This window comes from Larkinella harenae, assembly GCF_054780515.1.
Map to the genome: position 1 here is coordinate 1,306,200 of NZ_BAAGWE010000002.1, position 18,784 is coordinate 1,324,983.

The 18,784-nt window shown below is 52.6% G+C and carries 18 protein-coding genes; 10 read left to right on the forward strand and 8 right to left on the reverse strand.

Going from position 1 to position 18,784, the window contains the following annotated elements; translation table 11 throughout:
* Positions 1 to 117 precede the first annotated feature (117 nt).
* Genes atpD through ACYVH9_RS16455 form a run of 9 tightly spaced genes read left to right on the forward strand, consistent with a single transcriptional unit; the run spans position 118 to position 6,705 of the window.
* Positions 118 to 1,497, forward strand: coding sequence for a F0F1 ATP synthase subunit beta (gene atpD / locus ACYVH9_RS16415; RefSeq protein WP_460637451.1), 1,380 nt, complete (start codon positions 118 to 120; stop codon positions 1,495 to 1,497).
* A gap of 4 nt (positions 1,498 to 1,501) precedes the next feature.
* Positions 1,502 to 1,900, forward strand: a complete 399-nt coding sequence (locus tag ACYVH9_RS16420; protein ID WP_460637452.1) for a F0F1 ATP synthase subunit epsilon — start codon at positions 1,502 to 1,504, stop codon at positions 1,898 to 1,900.
* A 7-nt stretch (positions 1,901 to 1,907) separates the two neighbouring features.
* Positions 1,908 to 2,237 carry an AtpZ/AtpI family protein gene (locus ACYVH9_RS16425; RefSeq protein WP_460637453.1) on the forward strand — a complete coding sequence of 110 codons (330 nt, stop codon included), beginning with the start codon at positions 1,908 to 1,910 and terminating at the stop codon, positions 2,235 to 2,237.
* Complete coding sequence (locus ACYVH9_RS16430) at positions 2,221 to 2,532, forward strand: N-ATPase subunit AtpR (RefSeq protein ID WP_460637454.1); 312 nt, start codon at positions 2,221 to 2,223, stop codon at positions 2,530 to 2,532. The genes ACYVH9_RS16425 and ACYVH9_RS16430 overlap by 17 nt, the downstream gene beginning before the upstream one ends.
* Complete coding sequence (locus tag ACYVH9_RS16435; RefSeq protein WP_460637455.1) at positions 2,516 to 3,181, forward strand: F0F1 ATP synthase subunit A; 666 nt, start codon at positions 2,516 to 2,518, stop codon at positions 3,179 to 3,181. Before ACYVH9_RS16430 ends, ACYVH9_RS16435 begins: the two co-directional genes overlap by 17 nt.
* A gap of 26 nt (positions 3,182 to 3,207) precedes the next feature.
* On the forward strand, positions 3,208 to 3,477 hold the full coding sequence (locus ACYVH9_RS16440) for a F0F1 ATP synthase subunit C (protein ID WP_460637456.1): 270 nt from the start codon (positions 3,208 to 3,210) through the stop codon (positions 3,475 to 3,477).
* Between the two features lie 19 nt (positions 3,478 to 3,496).
* The gene (locus tag ACYVH9_RS16445; protein WP_460637457.1) at positions 3,497 to 4,255 is read left to right on the forward strand and encodes a F0F1 ATP synthase subunit delta; all 759 of its coding nucleotides are present in this window, start codon (positions 3,497 to 3,499) and stop codon (positions 4,253 to 4,255) included.
* Between the two features lie 24 nt (positions 4,256 to 4,279).
* Positions 4,280 to 5,821 (forward strand): alternate F1F0 ATPase, F1 subunit alpha, encoded by a 1,542-nt coding sequence (locus ACYVH9_RS16450; RefSeq protein ID WP_460637458.1) that lies wholly within the window; start codon positions 4,280 to 4,282, stop codon positions 5,819 to 5,821.
* A complete protein-coding gene (locus tag ACYVH9_RS16455) occupies positions 5,818 to 6,705 on the forward strand; it encodes a F0F1 ATP synthase subunit gamma (RefSeq protein ID WP_460637459.1) in 888 nt (295 codons plus the stop codon). Before ACYVH9_RS16450 ends, ACYVH9_RS16455 begins: the two co-directional genes overlap by 4 nt.
* Positions 6,706 to 6,714: 9 nt before the next feature.
* Here the strand turns inward: ACYVH9_RS16455 and ACYVH9_RS16460 are convergent, their stop codons facing one another.
* A complete protein-coding gene (locus ACYVH9_RS16460; RefSeq protein ID WP_460637460.1) occupies positions 6,715 to 8,382 on the reverse strand; it encodes an amino acid permease in 1,668 nt (555 codons plus the stop codon).
* 9 nt (positions 8,383 to 8,391) lie between these two features.
* Positions 8,392 to 8,826, reverse strand: a complete 435-nt coding sequence (locus ACYVH9_RS16465) for a lysozyme inhibitor LprI family protein (RefSeq protein ID WP_460637461.1) — start codon at positions 8,824 to 8,826, stop codon at positions 8,392 to 8,394.
* Positions 8,827 to 9,046: 220 nt separating this feature from the next.
* Here ACYVH9_RS16465 and gldA point away from each other — a divergent pair, with 220 nt between their 5' ends.
* Positions 9,047 to 9,997 carry a gliding motility-associated ABC transporter ATP-binding subunit GldA gene (gene gldA / locus ACYVH9_RS16470; protein WP_460637462.1) on the forward strand — a complete coding sequence of 317 codons (951 nt, stop codon included), beginning with the start codon at positions 9,047 to 9,049 and terminating at the stop codon, positions 9,995 to 9,997.
* A 54-nt stretch (positions 9,998 to 10,051) separates the two neighbouring features.
* Here gldA and ACYVH9_RS16475 read toward each other — a convergent pair whose 3' ends face one another.
* The 6 genes from ACYVH9_RS16475 to ACYVH9_RS16500 form a co-directional block, all read right to left on the reverse strand.
* A complete protein-coding gene (locus tag ACYVH9_RS16475) occupies positions 10,052 to 10,588 on the reverse strand; it encodes a DUF4136 domain-containing protein (RefSeq protein WP_460637463.1) in 537 nt (178 codons plus the stop codon).
* Between the two features lie 127 nt (positions 10,589 to 10,715).
* Complete coding sequence (gene aroB, locus ACYVH9_RS16480; RefSeq protein WP_460637464.1) at positions 10,716 to 11,741, reverse strand: 3-dehydroquinate synthase; 1,026 nt, start codon at positions 11,739 to 11,741, stop codon at positions 10,716 to 10,718.
* A 138-nt stretch (positions 11,742 to 11,879) separates the two neighbouring features.
* Complete coding sequence (locus ACYVH9_RS16485; RefSeq protein ID WP_460637465.1) at positions 11,880 to 13,028, reverse strand: pyridoxal phosphate-dependent aminotransferase; 1,149 nt, start codon at positions 13,026 to 13,028, stop codon at positions 11,880 to 11,882.
* 124 nt (positions 13,029 to 13,152) lie between these two features.
* Entirely contained in the window at positions 13,153 to 13,632 is a 480-nt protein-coding gene (locus tag ACYVH9_RS16490) for a hypothetical protein (protein ID WP_460637466.1), read from the reverse strand.
* Between the two features lie 37 nt (positions 13,633 to 13,669).
* Positions 13,670 to 15,136 (reverse strand): SusD/RagB family nutrient-binding outer membrane lipoprotein, encoded by a 1,467-nt coding sequence (locus ACYVH9_RS16495; protein WP_460637467.1) that lies wholly within the window; start codon positions 15,134 to 15,136, stop codon positions 13,670 to 13,672.
* Between the two features lie 20 nt (positions 15,137 to 15,156).
* Positions 15,157 to 18,330: a SusC/RagA family TonB-linked outer membrane protein gene (locus tag ACYVH9_RS16500; protein WP_460637468.1), complete on the reverse strand. Its 3,174-nt coding sequence runs from the start codon at positions 18,328 to 18,330 to the stop codon at positions 15,157 to 15,159.
* Positions 18,331 to 18,784 lie beyond the last annotated feature (454 nt).

Here is an 18,784-nt window from a genome sequence, read left to right on the forward strand (position 1 = left end):
CCCGGCGATGGGCAACGGGCTATTCCGTTAGGAACAATCAACCATACACAAAAGACTTGCGTTAGTCCTGACCCGGGCTAAGTGGCTCTTTATTGTGCTAAAAAACAGGGAACGACGATGTCCGAAAGTTTAACTCGTGGAAAAGTGATTTCTGTGCGTGGAAGTGTGGTGGATGTGCATTTCACCGATTCTATTCCGTCCATCCAGACTTTGCTGCAAACCGAAAGTGATGGCACCCGGATTGCCATTGAAGTGATGACGCAACTGGATAAAAACCGGATTCGGGGCATTGCGCTTACGCCAACGGAGGGCTTAACACGCGGTACTCCCGTGGTCAGTACTGGTAAACCGCTGGCCGTGATGGTAGGGCCGGATACCCTGGGCCACATGTTTAATGTGTTTGGTGAGCCACTCGACGACTATAAACTGCCCGAAAATGCGCCCAAGCGCAGTATCCACCAGGACCCACCCGCGCTGAGTCGTTTATCCACCCAGACAGAAGTATTCGAAACGGGCATCAAGGCCATCGATGTTCTGGTTCCGCTGGAAAAAGGTGGTAAGGCTGGGTTGTTCGGCGGAGCCGGCGTGGGCAAAACCGTATTACTCACCGAGATGATTCACAACATGGTCAGTCAACACCAGGGGGTTAGCTTGTTTTGCGGCATTGGTGAACGCAGCCGCGAAGGCTACGAGCTTTACCACGAGATGGAAGAAGCGGGCGTTTTGTCCAACATGGCCATGTATTTCGGGCAGATGAACGAACCACCGGGCGCCCGGTTTCGGGTGGGCAATACGGCATTGTCGGTGGCCGAGTACTTCCGGGATGAAGAGAAACGCGATGTTCTCCTGCTGGTCGACAATGTGTTTCGTTTCATTCAGGCCGGAATGGAAGTATCAGGTTTAATGGGCAAAATGCCTTCCCGGCTCGGTTACCAATCCACGATGGCCACCGAATTGTCCAAGCTTCAGGAACGGATTGCCAACACTGATACGGGAGCTATTACGTCCATTCAGGCGGTGTATGTTCCGGCTGATGACATGACTGATCCGGCGGCTGTACACACGTTTTCGCACCTTTCGGCTTCCATCGTGCTATCCCGAAAACGCGCCAGCGAAGGGCTGTATCCGGCGGTTGATCTACTGCAATCCAACTCCCGTATGGCCACCCGCAGCATGATTGGCGAACGGCATTACTCGCTGGCACGCGAGATTCGGTCGACCCTGGCCCAGTACGAAGAGCTCAAGGATATTATTTCAATGCTCGGCATGGAACAGCTCTCACCGGATGACGTGAATCTGGTGAACCGGGCGCGGAAACTAGAACGGTTTTTAACCCAACCCTTTGTTACAACTGAGCAATTCAGCGGTACGGAAGGGAAAGTGGTTTCGCTGGAACAGGCGCTTGACGGCTGCGAACGAATCCTGCGGGACGAATTTAAAGACCTCTCCGAGAGTGCTTTTTACATGATTGGATCGATTGACGAACTCAAGAAATAATGTCATGGAAAACCTTATGCAATTAAAAATACTCCTTCCCCACCGCATTTTTCTGGAACAAGAAGGTATTCACCGTGTGCAGGTAGAAACCGCTACCGGTTCATACGGTTTTCTGCCCCAGCGTCTGGACTGCGTAGCCACGCTCCCACCGGGTTTACTGACCTACGCGGGTCAGGACGGAAAGGATCACTACGTAGCCGTCGATCAGGGGGTATTTGTCAAAGCCGGGCAAACCATCTTGGTCGCGGTGCGCAACGCCATCGGGGGCACGGATTTGGGCGAACTTCATAAAAAGGTAAATGAAGAGTTTCGAAACCTCGACGATGACGAACAGGAGGTTCGGCGGGTGATGTCGCACCTGGAAACGGGTTTTGTGCGAAGTTTTGAAAAACTCATCAACTAATAAGCGCATGAGCCAATCGCAGGAAGATAAAGGATTTGGTAGCCTGATCCAACGCATCGAAGAACGCAAGCTCAGGGAAAAGGCCCGGCCCCGGCGAAGTGTCTGGATGGGTTTGGGAGTCATGGGGATGGTGGGCTGGGCAATTGCGCTGCCCACCATGCTGGGAACAGCCCTGGGAATCTGGCTCGACCGGATTTCGCCCCAGTCGTTCTCCTGGACCCTGACCCTGCTGATTGGCGGGTTGATGCTGGGTTGTGGGCTCGCTTACCAATGGCTGATTGATGAAGAAAGTGCAATTAACGACAAAAAGAAAAAACGGCATGAACAACTGGATTGATATACTGCTGGCGGGGATAGCGGGGCTGGTGAGCGGAGTGGTTTTTTACGGTGGCCTGTGGCTGACGGTAAAAAAAGCCCTGAACAATAAATACGCTTCTTTGCTCTTTTTTAGCAGCTTTTTACTCCGGACGGCCTTCACTTTAACGGTTTTTTATTTCGCGGCCGCCGGACGCTGGGAACGTATGCTGGTGTGCATGGCCGGCTTTCTGATCGCCCGGCTGGCCGTGATTTACTTTACAAAAGAGAAAAAAGGGGCCATGCCCGCACCGACGAACCATGAACATTACACCTGACCAGACCATCTATTGGCAGTACGGTTTTCTGACCCTGAACAACACCATCGTCACCACCTGGGCGATTATGGCGGTGCTGGCGGGCGGATCGTGGCTCATCACACGAAACCTGAGCCCCACCGCTTCGGTAACCGGAAAACAGGGCGTGCTGGAAATCATCGTGCTGACGATCAATGCCCAGATCGAAGAAATCGGCCTGAAAAATCCCGCCCGATACATCAGCTTTATCGGGACGCTTTTTCTGTTCATCATTGTGGCAAATCTGGCCGTTATTTTCCCCGGCTACCGCCCGCCAACGGGCTCCCTGTCTACCACGGCTGCGCTGGCCGTCTGTGTTTTCACGGCGGTGCCCGTATACAGCATTTCCAAAATGGGCCTGGGCGAATACGTGGCCAGCTATGCGCGCCCCAATGCCTTCATGATTCCTTTTAACATCATCGGAGAGCTTTCCCGGACGCTGGCCCTGGCCTTCCGCCTTTTCGGAAATATCATGAGTGGCGAAATGATTGTGAGCATTTTGCTGACACTTACACCCTTTTTCTTTCCCATCGTCATGAACCTTTTTGGCATGCTGACCGGAACCATTCAAGCATACATTTTCAGTATCCTGGCCACGGTCTATATCGCTGCCGCCGAAGACAACGATTAACTTTTAAACCTCAACAATTTATCATTATGGATGCCTTATCACTCGTTGCCATTGCTTCAATTTTCATTGCCGGACTGACCACCAGCATCGGTGTCATTGCTCCGTCGCTGGGACAGGGCCGGGCCGTTGCCTCTGCGCTAAACTCCATTGCTCAGCAACCCGACTCCTCCTCCACCATTACCCGGACGTTGTTTGTGGGTCTGGCCATGATCGAATCATCGGGAATTTACTGTTTCGTCATTTCGATGATCCTGATTTTTGCTAATCCTTTCTGGAATCATTTCGTATCGAATTAACCATTAAACCCTGTCAGCTATGTTAATCGATTGGTTTACGGTGGCCGCCCAGGTGGTCAACTTCATCATTCTGGTGCTGCTGCTCAGACGGTTTCTTTACCGGCCCATTCTGAACGCCATTGAAGCCCGGAAGGAGAAAATTGCCCAGGAAATGGATGAAGCCAAAAAGCAGAAAAAAGAAGCCGAAGACATCAAGGCCGAGTACGAAAAAAAGAACCGGGAGTTCGATCAGGAGCGTTCTGAAAAAATTGCCAAGGCGATGGAAGAAGTGAAGGCAGAACGCAAACGGCGCATGAAAGAAGTGAAGGAAGAAACCGAAGCCCAACGGGAACGGCTGGTCAAATCGTTTGAAGACGAACAGAAAAACATTCAGAACCAGATCACCCGAAAGGCGCGGGAAGAAGTGTTGTCGCTGGCCCAGAAAACCCTGAACGACCTCGCTTCGGAGCAACTGGAAAGCCACGTCATCGACGAGTTCCTGAAGCAACTGAAGGAGGCCGAACCACTGGCGTCGGAACAACGGGCCAAATTTCTGAACAGTGCGGGCAACGACCGCTTCATTGTTCGCACGGCCTTTGAGCTGTCGGCGAAGCAACAGCAGGAGATCACCAGGGTACTGGCTAAAATCCTCGACCGTCCGAAAATAGAACCGGAGTTTGAGGTAAAACCGCACCTGATTTGCGGTGTTGAAGTGCAGATTAATCAACACAAGCTGGATTGGAATTTTTCGGGTTACCTGGAAGCCATCGAACAGGAGGTGGAGCCGCAAAACGCCTAATCCTATCCTATTTTCACTTTGATGATGGAAGAAAGCTTACAAATCGACATAGATCAAACCTTTGAGCAATTTCGTAAACGCAGAGAATCGGTAAAACCGTCGCTTTTTCTGCGCGAAATCGGAATCGTCACCCACGTGTCAGCGGGTATTGCCACGGTGACGGGCTTACCCAGAGCGGGCTATCAGGAACTGTTGCAGTTTCCATCCGAGGTTTACGGCATTGCCATGAACCTGGATGAAAACGAGATTGGGGTGGTCTTGCTGGGTGACGATGCGCTGCTCAACGTGGGCGATGAGGTCCGACGAACCGGGCGGACACTCGACGTGCCGGTCGGCGATGCCCTCCTGGGGCGCGTGGTCAATCCAATCGGGAAACCGCTGGATGGCAAAGGCGAAATCAACACCACAGAGCGGCTGCCGGTAGAACGCCCGGCACCCGCCATCATGGATCGGTCAGCCATCAATGTTCCGCTGCAAACGGGCATTAAAGTCGTTGACTCCATGATTCCGGTGGGGCGGGGCCAGCGGGAGTTGATTCTGGGTGATCGGCAGACGGGTAAAACCGCCATCGGGATCGACACCATTCTCAATCAGCACGATCAGGATGTTATCTGCGTGTATTGCTCGATCGGACAACGGGCCGCGTCGGTGGCCCGGTCCGTCGCCCAGTTGGAAAAACAGGGTGCTATCGAATACACGGTGGTTGTCGTGACCGAGGGCAATGATCCCAGCGGACTGCAATACATCGCTCCGTATGCCGCCACCAGCATTGCCGAATATTTTATGGAAAAGGGCCGGGACGTTTTGATCGTATATGACGACCTGACCAAGCACGCCCGCTCCTACCGGGAAATGTCGTTGCTGCTGGAGCGCCCGCCCGGCCGGGAAGCTTTTCCCGGCGATATTTTTTACCTGCATTCCCGGCTCCTGGAACGGTCTACTCACCTCAACAAAGAGCTCGGGGGCGGTTCCCTGACGGCTTTGCCCATTGTCGAAACGGAAGCGCAAAATATGTCGGCGTACATTCCGACCAATCTGATTTCCATCACCGATGGGCAAATTTACCTGTCGCCCAAACTGTTCGGATTAGGAATCCTTCCGGCGGTGGATGTGGGCCAGTCGGTCTCTCGGGTGGGCGGAAAAGCGCAGCGGAAAGTGTTTCAGAAAGTATCCGGCAAACTGAAGCTGACCTACGCCCAGTTTGAGGAACTGGAATCATTTGCGCGTTTTGGCGCCCGGCTGGACGATGATACCAAAAAGCGGATGACGCACGGGGAACGAATTCGGCAGAGCCTGATTCAGCCGGAGTTTAGCCCGCTGTCGGTAGCCGAACAGATTCTGGTTCTGGTTGCTCTCAAGCATCATTTGCTGGATGAGATTCCGGAAGACCAGATGCCCGACGCCCAGGATGCCTTGTATGAGGAAGCCAAAAATCTGCCCGCTGACTTCACCGAACGGATTTTTGAAACGGACCAGTTTGAGGATACAGATGAAGACCAATTACTTGAGCATGCCAAAACCGCCCTGAAACGTTTGCGGGATCAGGAGAAGCCCCAAAAAGAATGAGCACAACGCCGGAAAAAATACAGCGAAAAATCAAGCAGGCCACGGATCTGGGCTCGGTTGTAAAAACGATGAAGGCAATTACTTCGTCAAAAATCGGGGAGTATCAGAAAGCCGTCGAAGCGCTGGATGCGTACTACGAGACGCTGGTTTTGGGAATGCACGCTTACCTGCGCCATCATTCGCCAGCTCAACCAGTGTCCAACGGTTCCGGGCCGGAAAAACAAAATGCGCTTTTGATCATCTTTGGATCGGATCAGGGGCTGGTAGGGCCTTTCAACAACGCCATCGCGGATTTCTTCCGCGAAAACCGTCCCGACACCAGCGGAGAAGACCAGGTCTGGGCGGTTGGCGAACGGGTGCAGTTTATCCTGGAAGACGCGGGCGTATCGGTCAGCCACACCTTTCCGATTCCGCATTCGGTCAACGCCATCACCCCGCTGGTGGGGCAGATTTTACTGAAAATTAATCAGGTAAAAAGCGAAAATCAGATTACGGAAATTTATTCCTTCTTCAACCGGCCCAAGCAGGTCGAAGGCTATGAACCCAGTCTGAAAAAACTGCTGCCGTTTGAAGACGAATGGCGCAAAAAGGCGAGGGAGCTAACCTGGCCTTCGAACCGTCTGCCCCAAACGCTCGGCAACGCTGAAACGGTTTTCTCAACGCTTTTTCAGGAATACCTGTTTACCTCGCTCTATCGCTCCTGCGCCTTTTCGCTCACCAGTGAGAACACGAGTCGGCTCAACGCCATGCACCGGGCCGAAAAAAACATCGAAGAACTCAGTGAACAACTCCAGTCTGATTATCATCAACTGCGTCAGAACGCCATTGATGCGGAACTGTTCGATGTAACGGCGGGGTTCAATTCGCTCAAAAAAATGGCGTAACGGTATGGCTTACGAAAGGTTAGCCGCAGCCAGCTTACTTTTCCGGTAACCGTAAGAGAAGTAGATCACGAGACCAATCACCAGCCAGATCAGAAAAATCAGCCAGTTGCTGACGCCCAGCTCGGTCATCAGGTACAGGTTGGTCAGAATACCCAGTACCGGCAGCAGCGAGAAATGATAACGGAACGCCAGCACAGCTAACCCCGCCCAGGCAAACCAGAAGAAAACCAGCAGCGGTTTTTCTTCAATCCCGGTCATCAACTCGCCAGCCTGCGCTACCAGAAAGAGAGTTACTACCAACAGCAGCCCAATGATGTATTGGCCGTTGATGTAGGGTACCTTGAATTTCGAATGCCGGGAAAGGCCTTTAACGTCCATGTACAGGATGCCGGCACAAACCAAAATGAAGGCAAAAAACGTCCCAACACTGGTAAGGTCGATGAAAAACTGCATATCCATAAACAACGACGGTAGGGCCACCAGAATCCCGGCCACAATTGTGGCAAACGAGGGCGTCCGGTATCGGGGGTGAATTGTCGAAAAGCGGGGCCACAGCAGACCGTCGCGGCTCATAGTCATCCAGATGCGGGGCTGACCCAACTGAAACACCAGCAAGGCACTCGTAATAGCCACTACAGCGCTCACCGAAATCACGCCCGCAACGAAGTTCAGATCGACTTTCTGAAACACGTATGCCAACGGATCGTCAACGCCCAGCTCTTTGTAGTTGACCATTCCCGTCAGCACCAGCGTAATCAGAACGTACAAAACCGTACAGATAATCAGGCAGTAAATCATGGCCCGGGGCAGGTCGCGCTGCGGGTTTCGGCACTCTTCTGCGGTGGTGGAAATGGAGTCAAAACCGATGAACGCGAAGAACACGGAAGCCACCCCGCTCAATACACCGCCAATGCCATTGGGGGCAAACGGCGACCAGTTTTCGGGTTTGACGTAAAAGGCACCCGCACCAATCACCAGGCCAATAACGGCCAGTTTCAGGACCACCAGAATGTTGCTGGCCACCCGGGATTCCTTGATACCAATGTACACCAGCGCCGTGATTAAAACCGTAATAACGCCTGCGGGTAAATCCGCAATCAGCTTTATGCCGCCCACCAGCGGGGCCTGTTCAAACGCCTGCGCCAGGGCCTGCGTATTGCCCGGCAAACTGCCCGGCGATGTACTGGCCTGCACCTCTGCATACGCCCGGGCGGCCGATCCGTAATCTGTAGCCCAGTAAGCTGGAAAATGCACCCCAAACCCTTCGAGCATGGACGTAAAGTATTCCGACCACGAAATGGCCACCACCATGTTACTGACCGCGTATTCCAGGATGAGCGCCCACCCGATAATCCAGGCAAAAATCTCTCCGAAGGAGACGTACGCGTACGTGTACGCACTGCCGCTCACCGGAACGGTTGACGCAAACTGAGCGTAACTGAGCGCCGTAAAAACGCAGGCAATCGCCGTAAACACAAACAGCAGCGAAACCGCCGGCCCCCCGTTGACACTCGCCCTTCCGATGGTACTAAAAATCCCGGCACCGATAATAGCCGCAATGCCAAATGAAGTCAGATCGCGAACGCCCAGTACTTTGTTCATGTGCGGAGTATCCCCCTGGTTGAGATCGGCGACGGCTTTAACAACTGATTTTTTTCGGAATACAGAATCACTCATACGGATGGGCTATTGTCTTAGTTTGCGTTCGGCTATTAGTTCTTTTAACTCGTTGATCCGGCTTAGGGTCGTGGTTTCTTTACAAGTAAAAAGCACCATGTTCAGCATGGAGCCGCCCGCGTACATTTTCTCGTAAATTTTGCAGTGTGCATCCCGGTAGGCAATCCATTGACGTTGCGCTTCAATAACCGTTGCTTTGTCGTCTTTCGATAGCAGCCCAAGTAATTGCTTATAAACAGCATTCAATTCCTGATCAGCCTTTTGAAACCGCATCTGCGCGCACAAATTCAGCTCAGTCTGCGTCTGGGCATTATCGCAGTTGGTCAAAACATCCGGCGGATGGTCGGTGTTTGTTCTCGGTGGATTCAGAACACCCGGCTGCTGCGCCCACGTTACCATTGCCATCAGGCAGCCCACGATCGTACTGATGTACCTCGTCTTCATTGCAGCGATTTCAACTCATAGGATGTAAAACAAGGTTAAAAATAAAAATTGTTTTTGGTATTAAAAGCGGTTTTGCGAAAACGCCGTTAATACAATGATCAGGGTAGCAACCAGTCTGAAGCCAATCAGGACGACTTGCCGGAAACAATCCGGCGGGATATCCGCAAGTATTCAGGGGGTTTTGTACCTTGCATGTTATCTTTTGTTTTCGTTTCGATTCATGTCCATTTTAGTACAAAATCTGACTAAAATCTACACCCGCAGCGGGGCCTCAGCCCAGCGGGCGGTCGACGCCATCTCCTTTGCCGTCCAGCCGGGCGAAATCGTCGGCTTTCTGGGTCCAAACGGAGCCGGGAAGTCTACCACCATGAAAATTGCCACCGCTTATCTGCCGCCTACCGAGGGCACCGTAGCGGTGAACGGTTTTGACGTACGAACGCAGTCCCTCGACGTTCGGCGGAGCCTGGGCTATTTGCCCGAACACAATCCGCTGTACCTGGATATGTACGTCAAAGAGTTTCTTCAGTTTGCGGGCTCGTTGCACGGGTTGCGCGGTTCGGCTTTGCGCCAGCGGATGACGGAGATGATCGAGCTGGTTGGACTCGAATTGGAGCAGCGCAAAAAGATCGGTCAATTATCAAAAGGATACCGGCAACGCGTTGGGCTGGCCCAGGCGCTGATTCACAACCCACCGGTCTTGATTCTGGATGAACCCACCACCGGCCTGGACCCCAACCAGCTCACGGAGATTCGCCAGGTGATCCGGACAATTGGGCGTGAAAAAACCGTCTTGTTCTCAACCCATATCATGCAGGAGGTAGAAGCGCTCTGTGAGCGGGTCATTATCATCAACCGGGGCCGAATTGTGGCAGATGGACAGCTGAACCAACTGCGCGAAACCTCGGATGGCACCGTGGCCGTAGTGGCTGAATTTGAGCAGGAACTGGCGGAGGCAACGGTGTTGGAGCAGCTCCCCGGCATTCGACGGGTTGAAGCGCTCGGTGAGAACCGTTACCGGCTGATCGCCAGCAAAGACAGCGACGTACGTGCGGCTATTTTTCGGTTGGCCGCCGACAAAAACCTGACTCTGGTGGGACTCAAACAGCAGGAAAGCAGTTTGGAAGGAATTTTCCGGGAATTGACCGCCCAGAAAGCCACAAATGAACAATGAGCAACGAAAGCCTGACAAAACCGCCGACTTTCCCTGCTCATTGCTGGTACTCATTTATTTTCTCGCGGAAGCCATCAACGGGTACTGATCGAAGATGGATCGGACGATGCCCTTAAAGTAGTTGTTTTTAAAGTTCGGATTACGGGTTACGCGCGACGCATATCCTTTCCAGATTACCTGATAGGATTCGGCGTCGATCAGTGAAATCATCAGAGTTCCTTCGTCTAGGTTGTAGTCAATCCGTTTGTAAGTAGCATCGCCGTCTTCGCTCACCACCCAGTCTTTAATAACGGGTTGCTGATATCCCCGGAAACGCAGATCATTGCGGAAAATATTGTATGAGATAAGCAGGTTGGGAGCACGGTTGGCTACTTTATAACCCCGAGCTTCCATTTGATGCCGGATAGCTTCCTGAATGTCTGAGCAAAGTAAAGTGGAGTCAATGTACTCGCATTCCAGAAAATTGAACGATTCGTAATTTTTAAAATGCCCTTCGTAGCTGTAGTCGTGCTCAACAAATAGCTTTCCGGGCATGCAACCGGCCAGCGAGACGACTGCCAGCAACACAAGGACGCCGATAAAATGTTTCATAAACGGACTGTTTAACGGGGTTGTAAAATTGACACTTATAGACAAACTGGTTAGGTACTAATGCTAACTTCAATAATATCTTTCTGCCTGTAAGGTTCAAAAAACCGTGTAAACGGCCCCGTACAGTTTAGGTTCGGTAATACTCCAAAGCCCGGTGCATTTCAGCTTTTGTGACCGGCACATCGTAAGTACAGCTTCCGGGTCCGTCCAGCAACGCCATCCGCACTTCACCCGCCCGGTTTTTTTTGTCCTGCAACGTCAGCGACAGCACGGGCTCCAGGTCGGCGTCTGTGATGGTCACCCGACCGTATATGGAAAAAAGATACTCTTCAATCTGTTCCAGCAACCCCGTTTGAATCAGGCCCTTCTGTTCGGCCATGAAAGCTTCGGCAATCATTCCGGCGGTAATGGCCTCACCATGCAACAACCGCCGTTTGGGGTCCGCCAGAAAATGGGTTTCCAGCGCATGGCCCAGTGTGTGGCCGAAGTTTAATATTTTACGAATTCCCTGCTCTTTTGGATCTTGTTCAACGATATTTTTTTTGATTTCGACCGAATGCGCTACCAGATCATTCCAATCCTGCTGCTCCAGGTCCCGGCGCCGAATCACGTTCCACTTGGCTGCGTCGGCAATCAGGCAATGCTTGATGATTTCGGCAAAACCCGACCGCAATTCCCGACCTGGTAATGTTTGGAAAAAAACCGTATCGATAAGAACTGCTTCCGGCAAATTAAAGACCCCAATATGGTTCTTAAATCCGTGAAAGTCAATACCCAACTTCCCGCCCACACTCGCATCAACCTGCGACAGTAAGGTGGTCGGAATCTGAATAAAATCAATGCCTCTTTTGTAGGTAGCGGCACAAAAACCGCCTAAATCACCGATTACGCCCCCTCCTAGATTAATCAGCAGGGCATGACGGTCAAATTTCGCATCGGTAAGGGCCTGCCAGACGGTTTCGCAGGTGGCAATATTCTTAAATTGCTCCCCGGCCGGAATCGTAATAATCTTATGTTTCGGTATTATTTTTTTTATTGCCGGATAGCAAAAACGCTTCGTATTTGAATCGGTTAGAACCGCAATAGCCGAATAATTATGCTGTTTTAAAAAGGCAGGCAAACTTTCGTTCAGGGGAGAAATCACAACGGACATAAGCAGTTATAAAAAAATCGCTCCCAAAGGTAAAACTTCGGAAGCGATTTCTATCACCTACCCACGGACTTTAGTCCGTGATGTTCCAAACACAACGCGAGGTTCGGTTCGTACGGTATTGCCCAATCTGTGGGGTAGTTACGAAATAACTTTCAGCGCATCGGCGAAGTACTTCATCTGATCCATCGTTCCCAGACTCACGCGGCACCAGAACTGTCCGTCGAATTTCCACTGCCGGACGCTTACACCGTTGTCCATCATTTTCTTCGTGAAATCATCACCCTTCATCCGGATCGGGAACAGCACAAAATTGGTACCGGACGGCAAATATGTATAGCCGTTCTGTTTCAGCGTGGTATACAGAAACTCGCGGGCTTCGAGCCCTTTGCTCAGCGAGTACTTGATGAATTCGTCGTCTTTGAAACAAGCCAGGGCGGCCCGCAGCGTTGTCATACTCAGATTACCGGTACCCCCACCCCATTTCGAGATGGCCTTCAGCGTATCCGGCTGGCCCACCATATACCCCATCCGCAAACCGGCCATGCCGTAGATTTTGGAGAATGTCTTGGCCACCATTACATTCTGGCCTTTCTTGATGTTTTCAATCACCGAGAACTTTTTCGGATCGCCCGTGTAGTGAATGTAGGCTTCGTCGACAAACACCGGTTTCTTGGCCGAAACCCGGTCCACAAATGCCCGCAGGCTTTCCGGATTCATCGTCACGCCCGTCGGGTTGTTTGGGTTGCAGAGATAAACCAGGCCCGTTTTGTCGTTCACGCGCTTCTCCATTTCTTCCAGGTTATGGTCGTACGTGCCCGACGTCAGCGGCACCTTGTCCCAGGCCATTCCGTGCATTACGGCCGCCCGCACAAGCTGTTCGTAGGTCGGATCGGCCGACAAAACACTACTGCCCGGATTCTTATGCGCAAACTCCAGCGCGGTCGCGTGTAGCAACGAACCCGAACCCGCCGAAAGCAGAATTTGCTCCGGTGCCACACCTTCTTCTTCCGCAATCATTTTCTGCAACTGCATTCCGTACTGAAACGGATACAGGAACCCTTCCGGCGCAGCTTCGGCAATGGCTTTCAATGCTTTGGGCGACGGACCGTACGGATTTTCGTTGGACGACAGACGGGCTTTCAGCGCGCCTTTCGGAGTGGTCGGCGGCAGGGCAAGGCCCAACTCAGGTTTGTCCAGCCAGGGTTCACAATAAGCGGCTGGAGCAGCGGCTAAACCGACACCGGCCAACAAGCCGGACCGGAGCCATTCGCGACGATTCAGAGACATAGTGCTTCGAAGTGTTAGATGTTTGGTTTCCTTTTTGTTTTATAAGATCCGTGCGTCAGTCGTTCATTTTGAGCTGGTTACGCAACTGCTTTCCGAAAATAACTGACTGATGGTAGTTGAACAATCAATTGACACCCTGTACCCGCGACAACCGGGAAAAAGCCTGGCCTTTGTATTCGCCCCGCCAGGTAAGCGGAATACTACTTCCGGCCGCCGGAGCAGCAATACCGAGCTCCGCCCAGGTTTTGGTCAGCGTAGCTTTGCCAGATGCATCGGTGGTCAGGTCGGCAATCGCCGTTCCATCCCGCTTGGTTAGTTTAATCGCCAGTGAAGTCACCGGAATGGAATCAATGCCAACTTTGTAGTCCAGAATACCGCTTTTGTCGAGTTCAAAAATTTTGACGGTCATCGTAACCGGCGCGGAAATTTTCTGCGTCACCACCGGTTCGGCGGTTTGCCCGCCCCCATCGGCGGCTCCATCCACCACTACCAGTACCGGCGCCACAACGCGGTCCACAAACGGGTCCTCTTTCTTCTCACACCCAGCGAGTAAAGCGCCTGTAAGAAATAAAGCGCTCATTATATACTGCTTATAAATCTTCATAGGAATTGTTTTTTAATGCTTAACCCTTACCTACTCACTACTTCTCGGCCCACCATAATTTGGACTTCATATCGTCGGCTCCGCCGAGCAGGGAAACGCCCTTATCCAGACTGCCCTTGTTCAATGAATACTCCGATGTAGGGTATTTCAAACGCGTGGGCAACACGCCGTCGTTCGAGAAAACCGAGCGGGAGTCTTTGGCTGGCAGTACCGGTAAACCCGTCCGGCGGTATTCGGTCCAGGCTTCGATGGCCTGCCCAAACAGGGCAATCCATTTTTGCTCCATGATCGTCGCTTTGGTAGCCGTGCCAACTTTGGCCAGATACCCCGCCGGAACCGGTAAGCCGTATTGATCGAACGAAGCCGCGATGCCTTTATCCATATACGTTTGCGCACTGCCTGCGATGTCACCGTCGGCAGCTGCTTCGGCCAGAATCAGGTTCAGTTCGGCAAACGTCATGATTACGCTGGGCGCCGTGGGCTGCGTAAAATAGGTTCCGAGTACGGAGCTGGAGCCCAGGTAGGTGGTGGCCACAGCATCCGGCAAACCGTTCGCGTGGCCTTCGTATTTACCGGCTTTGTTTGCCTGCGCATACACCGTGAGCCGCGTGTCGCCCAATTCGTTGAGCCGGTCAGCAATCGTTTTACTGATGTTCCAGTCGGTCCGCCCGTCCTGGATCATCACCTGATGCCATTCGTTATTGCTGGGCAACACCGCCGAGTTGGTCAACCTGGCGTTATCGGCATTGCTTGTAAAAACGGGAAATTTGGTCGCGTCGCCCAGGATTTCGGCCATGATGGCTTTCGACTCTGCTGGTTTCTTAACGGCCTGCCGGTTGGCCAGCCGCAGGCGCAGGGAGTTGGCAAACTTTTTCCATTTCAGAATGTCACCGCTGTAGAGGATATCCCCGGAAATGGCGGGGCCGCCCACCGCTAGCTTTTCATTGGCGGTTTTCAAATCGTTCAGCAACCCGGCATACACCGTTTCAACGGGGTCGTACGTTGGCGTATAATTTGGTGATTCCGCCGTTCCTTTCAGGGCTTCGGTGTACGGAATGGGACCGTAGGTGTCTGCCAGCAGCGAAAAAACCCACGAGCGCATCACCAGGGCCACGCCCTCGTAGTTCGTGTTTTCAAACCGGCCACCGGGCCCGGCCAGCGTAATAATTCGCTGGTAGTTGACCTGCGCATCGTTGAAAAAACCTTTCCAGTTGTTGGTGTAAAACCCCACCGAAACCTCGTAGTTGTCGCCTTCGTTGGAGTAAATATTCCGCGTCAGGTACTGCATCCAACACATGGCCCCGTCGAGGTTCAGCCGTTCGAAGCGGGTGCGGACGCCCCAATACCGATCGATCGAGGTTTCCAGCGCATACGGGAGCAGATACTGGGGGCTGATGGCAGTCGGGTTGTTCGGATCGATGTTCATTTCGTCGAATTTCGACGTGCAGGCCCCCGCCAGCGTTATCAAACCGATACCCAGAAATAATCCTTTTATGATCTTCATCGTAAAATCTTTTTTCGGTATTAAAATGACAGACTCAGGTTGGCTCCAACACTGCGTGAGCTGGGCAATTCGCCGTACGCAAAACCTTGCTGATTGGCTCCAAAACGATCTACTTCCGGATCGACATGAGTCGTGTTTTTGAAGAGCATAATCAGGTTCCGACCTACCAGGGAGACTTTCGCCGAACGGATTTTGAACCGGTTCAGAAAAGTGGCCGGAAGCTGGTAGCCAATCGTAGCTTCGCGGAGTTTGACATAACTTCCGTCGTAAATGGAGGCTTCGTGGTAGCTACGCGGGTTGTTGTAGGCAATGAGCGTTTTTGCCGGTACAATTACGGTGTTGGGAACATAGTTCGGGCTTTCGACCGTGCCGGCATTGTAAACCCCTTTGCCGATCACGCCTTCTTCGCGACCAACAGCGGTTTCTTCGTACTGACCGGTCCAGCGGGCCGTTCCGGTTCCTTCGTCGAAGAAATCACCACCCCATTTGACATCCACCAGGGCCGAAACCGAAAATCCTCTAAAAGTCAGGCTGTTCAACCAGCCGCCCGTCCATTTTGGCTGAACGTTCCCCAGCGTGCGGGGTGTGGTCGAGACTACCGGCAACCCGTTGGCGTTATAAATCCGCTGCCCATCGGGACTTTTCTCAAAACCGGTGCCGAAGAAGCTGCCGTAGGGCTGCCCGACGCGGGCTTCTGTAATCAAACCCTGCCGTGTAGCGAGCGTATACGTGGTCAGGCCCTCGGCCAGCTCGAGTACTTTGTTACGGTTCCGGGAGAAATTCACCGTGGTCTCCCAGCTAAAACCGTTCGTTGATTTAACCGGCGTTCCGGTCAGCACCACTTCAAGCCCCTTGTTGGAAATTTTGCCCGCATTCAGGACGCGGGAATTATACCCGCTTGATTTCGAAATTTCAACGGCCAGGATTTGATCGCGCGACACCTGATCGTAATACGTCACGTCCAGCCCCACCCGACCTTTCAGAAAGCGAACATCCAGGCCCAGTTCCGTTCCGGTCGTAATTTCGGGCTTCAGGGTTGAGTTGGCAATCTGGGTGTTTTCGTAAAACTCCGGCGTTGACCCCGCCCAGGATGTACCGGCTACGAACGTTTGCAGCAACTGGTACGGCAACGCGTCATTCCCCACCTGTGCCCAGCTCGCCCGGACTTTGCCAAACGAAAGAAGGTTGCTCTGCACGTTCAGCAGATCCGTGATAACCGCGCTGGCCGACACCGAAGGATAGAAATACGAACGGTTGTTGGAAGGCAGCGTGCTTGACCAGTCGTTCCGCGCCGTTGCGTTCAGAAAGAGGGCATTTTTATAACTTAGTTCAAACGAGCCGAATAAGCTGTTTACCTGCGATTTTTCGATCCGGCTTTGGGCCGTGTTTCGGCTCGGGTTGGCATTGGAAGCGTTATACAACCCATCGACGACCAGTTCGCCGACACTGAGGTAGTTGCGTTTGTAGTAGTTGGTCCGTGAGATGCCTCCCACCTGAATATTCGTTGAGAAGTCGGCAGTAAGCGCCTTATTGAAGGTCAGGATGGCATCGTGGTTGGTTTCCTGACGGCGCAGAACTTCTTCCGTAAACGCGCCGGGCGTCCGGTTTCCGTTTCGAACCCGCTCAAAGTTGGTAATGCTGATGCGGGTATCCGTCCAGAGGTCCGTTCCGCTCCGGACCATCAGGCTCAGGGAAGGCAGAATTTTGTAATTCAGCGCGATGTTGCCAACAACGCGATCTTTTTCGTTGTCGGAGGGCAACATTTCCGAAGAGAAATACGGATTCGTGAAGAAGGTATGCTGCCAGTTCGGCGGATCGCTGTCGGCAGGTTTGCCAGGCAGGGCCCGCTGAATGTGAACACCGGTGTAATCACGCCAGTTACGGAGCTTCGCCCAGTCGGTTTGCCGGTGCGACCAGATGAATTCCTGGCCACTGCTGTAGCTCCGGTTGCCGCCCGATTTGACGTATTCTGCCGAGATAGTAGCGCTGAAGTTGGAGGTAAAATTATACGCGGAGTTGAACTTGAAGTTGTTCCGGTAGAAATCGTTGTAATAAATTAACCCCTTTTGATCGAGCCGCCCAACCGATAGCCGGAAGCTGCCCTTGTCGTTCCCGCCTGAAAGAGCCACGCTGTTGGTGATCGTCTGGCCCGTTTGCCAGAAATCCTCCCAGTTGTTCGGATTCGGCGTCAACGGAGCCACCTCTTTGCCCGACCACCAGTGCCGAACCAGCCGACCATCCAGCGGCCCACCCCAGCTTTCGTCCGTCCCTTCCGTACCGGTCAGCGGGGCCGTCGGACCATAAGCCGCGCGGTACTGCTCGATTTCCAGCGGATCGGTAATGGCCCCCGACCAGCCATCATTGTACCAGGTCCGGTAGCCGTTGCCGCCCCCGTACGTATTCTGGAATTTAGGTTTGATCCACGGGCGTTCGAAGGACACGTTTGAGTTGATTTCCACCCCAATTCCCTTGGTTCCGGCCCCGTTTTTCGTCGTAATGAGAATAACGCCGTTGGCCGCCCGTGATCCGTAAAGAGCGGCAGCATTCGGACCTTTCAGCACGCTCATTTCCTTGATATTATCGGGATTTACCTCCGAAATGCCTGAACCGTAGGTTTTATCAAACGACTGCTGGATGGGCACCCCGTCGATTACAATTAGCGGCTGATTATTCCCCGATACTGACGAAGCTCCCCGAATCTGGATTGTTGACCCACTTCCCGGCCCGCCGTTGGAACTCACCCGCAAACCGGCCACCTTTCCGGATAAGGCATTGACCACGTTCGTAGCGCGGGCTTCGGTCAGTTGTGAACCTTTGATTTCCTGGACACCGTAGCCCAATGATTTGACATCTTTTTCAACCCCGAAGGCCGTTACCACCACCTCTGCCAGTGACTTCACATCGGTTTTCAGCGTCAAGTCGATGGAAGAACGGTTTCCAACGAGAATTTCCTCCGTCAGAAAACCGATGGAACTGATAATAAGCGTTACATTTTCGTTGGGAATCTTCAGGCTGAATTTGCCCTGATTATCGGTTGTTGTACCGACCGTACTGCCTTTAATAACAACGTTTGCGCCGGGGAGAGGTCCTTCTTCGGCTGCCAGAATGGTACCAGTAAGCGTGCGCGTCTGGGCGGTAGCAACTGCCATGGAAAGCCAAATCACCCCTACTATCAGAAGTAGTGTTCTCCTCATAAATCAGTTAGGTTAAAAAAGTATAAAGATGGATAGTCGTTATCCTTGTCATGCAGACCCGGTGCGTCAGACGGCCGGACACTGGCCGCTTCGCCGGCTATCCTCCGCAACCGGGCGCATGGCAATGACTGATTACCGGAGAGAGTCCGGCTTCAGTATCGTTCCGACACTACTGTACGGTTGGGTCACGAAAGACAATAGCAGCCCAACCAGCTAAGTAGCCGGCAATTTGTCGTACATAAGGGTAAGCGGAACACATCTGCGCTGGCTTGTTTCAGGCAGATGATCCGGATCAGGCTTGCTTCCTGTCAGAACACCGAAATCCGGTCGGGATGATCCGGTAGTGCGGCCAGCGGATCAGCCCAGAAGAAAGATGAGTTACTGTGGTTTGTTGATAACCAAAATTAAGCAAAACAATATATACACCAAATTTAATTACCAATTTTTTGAGTAT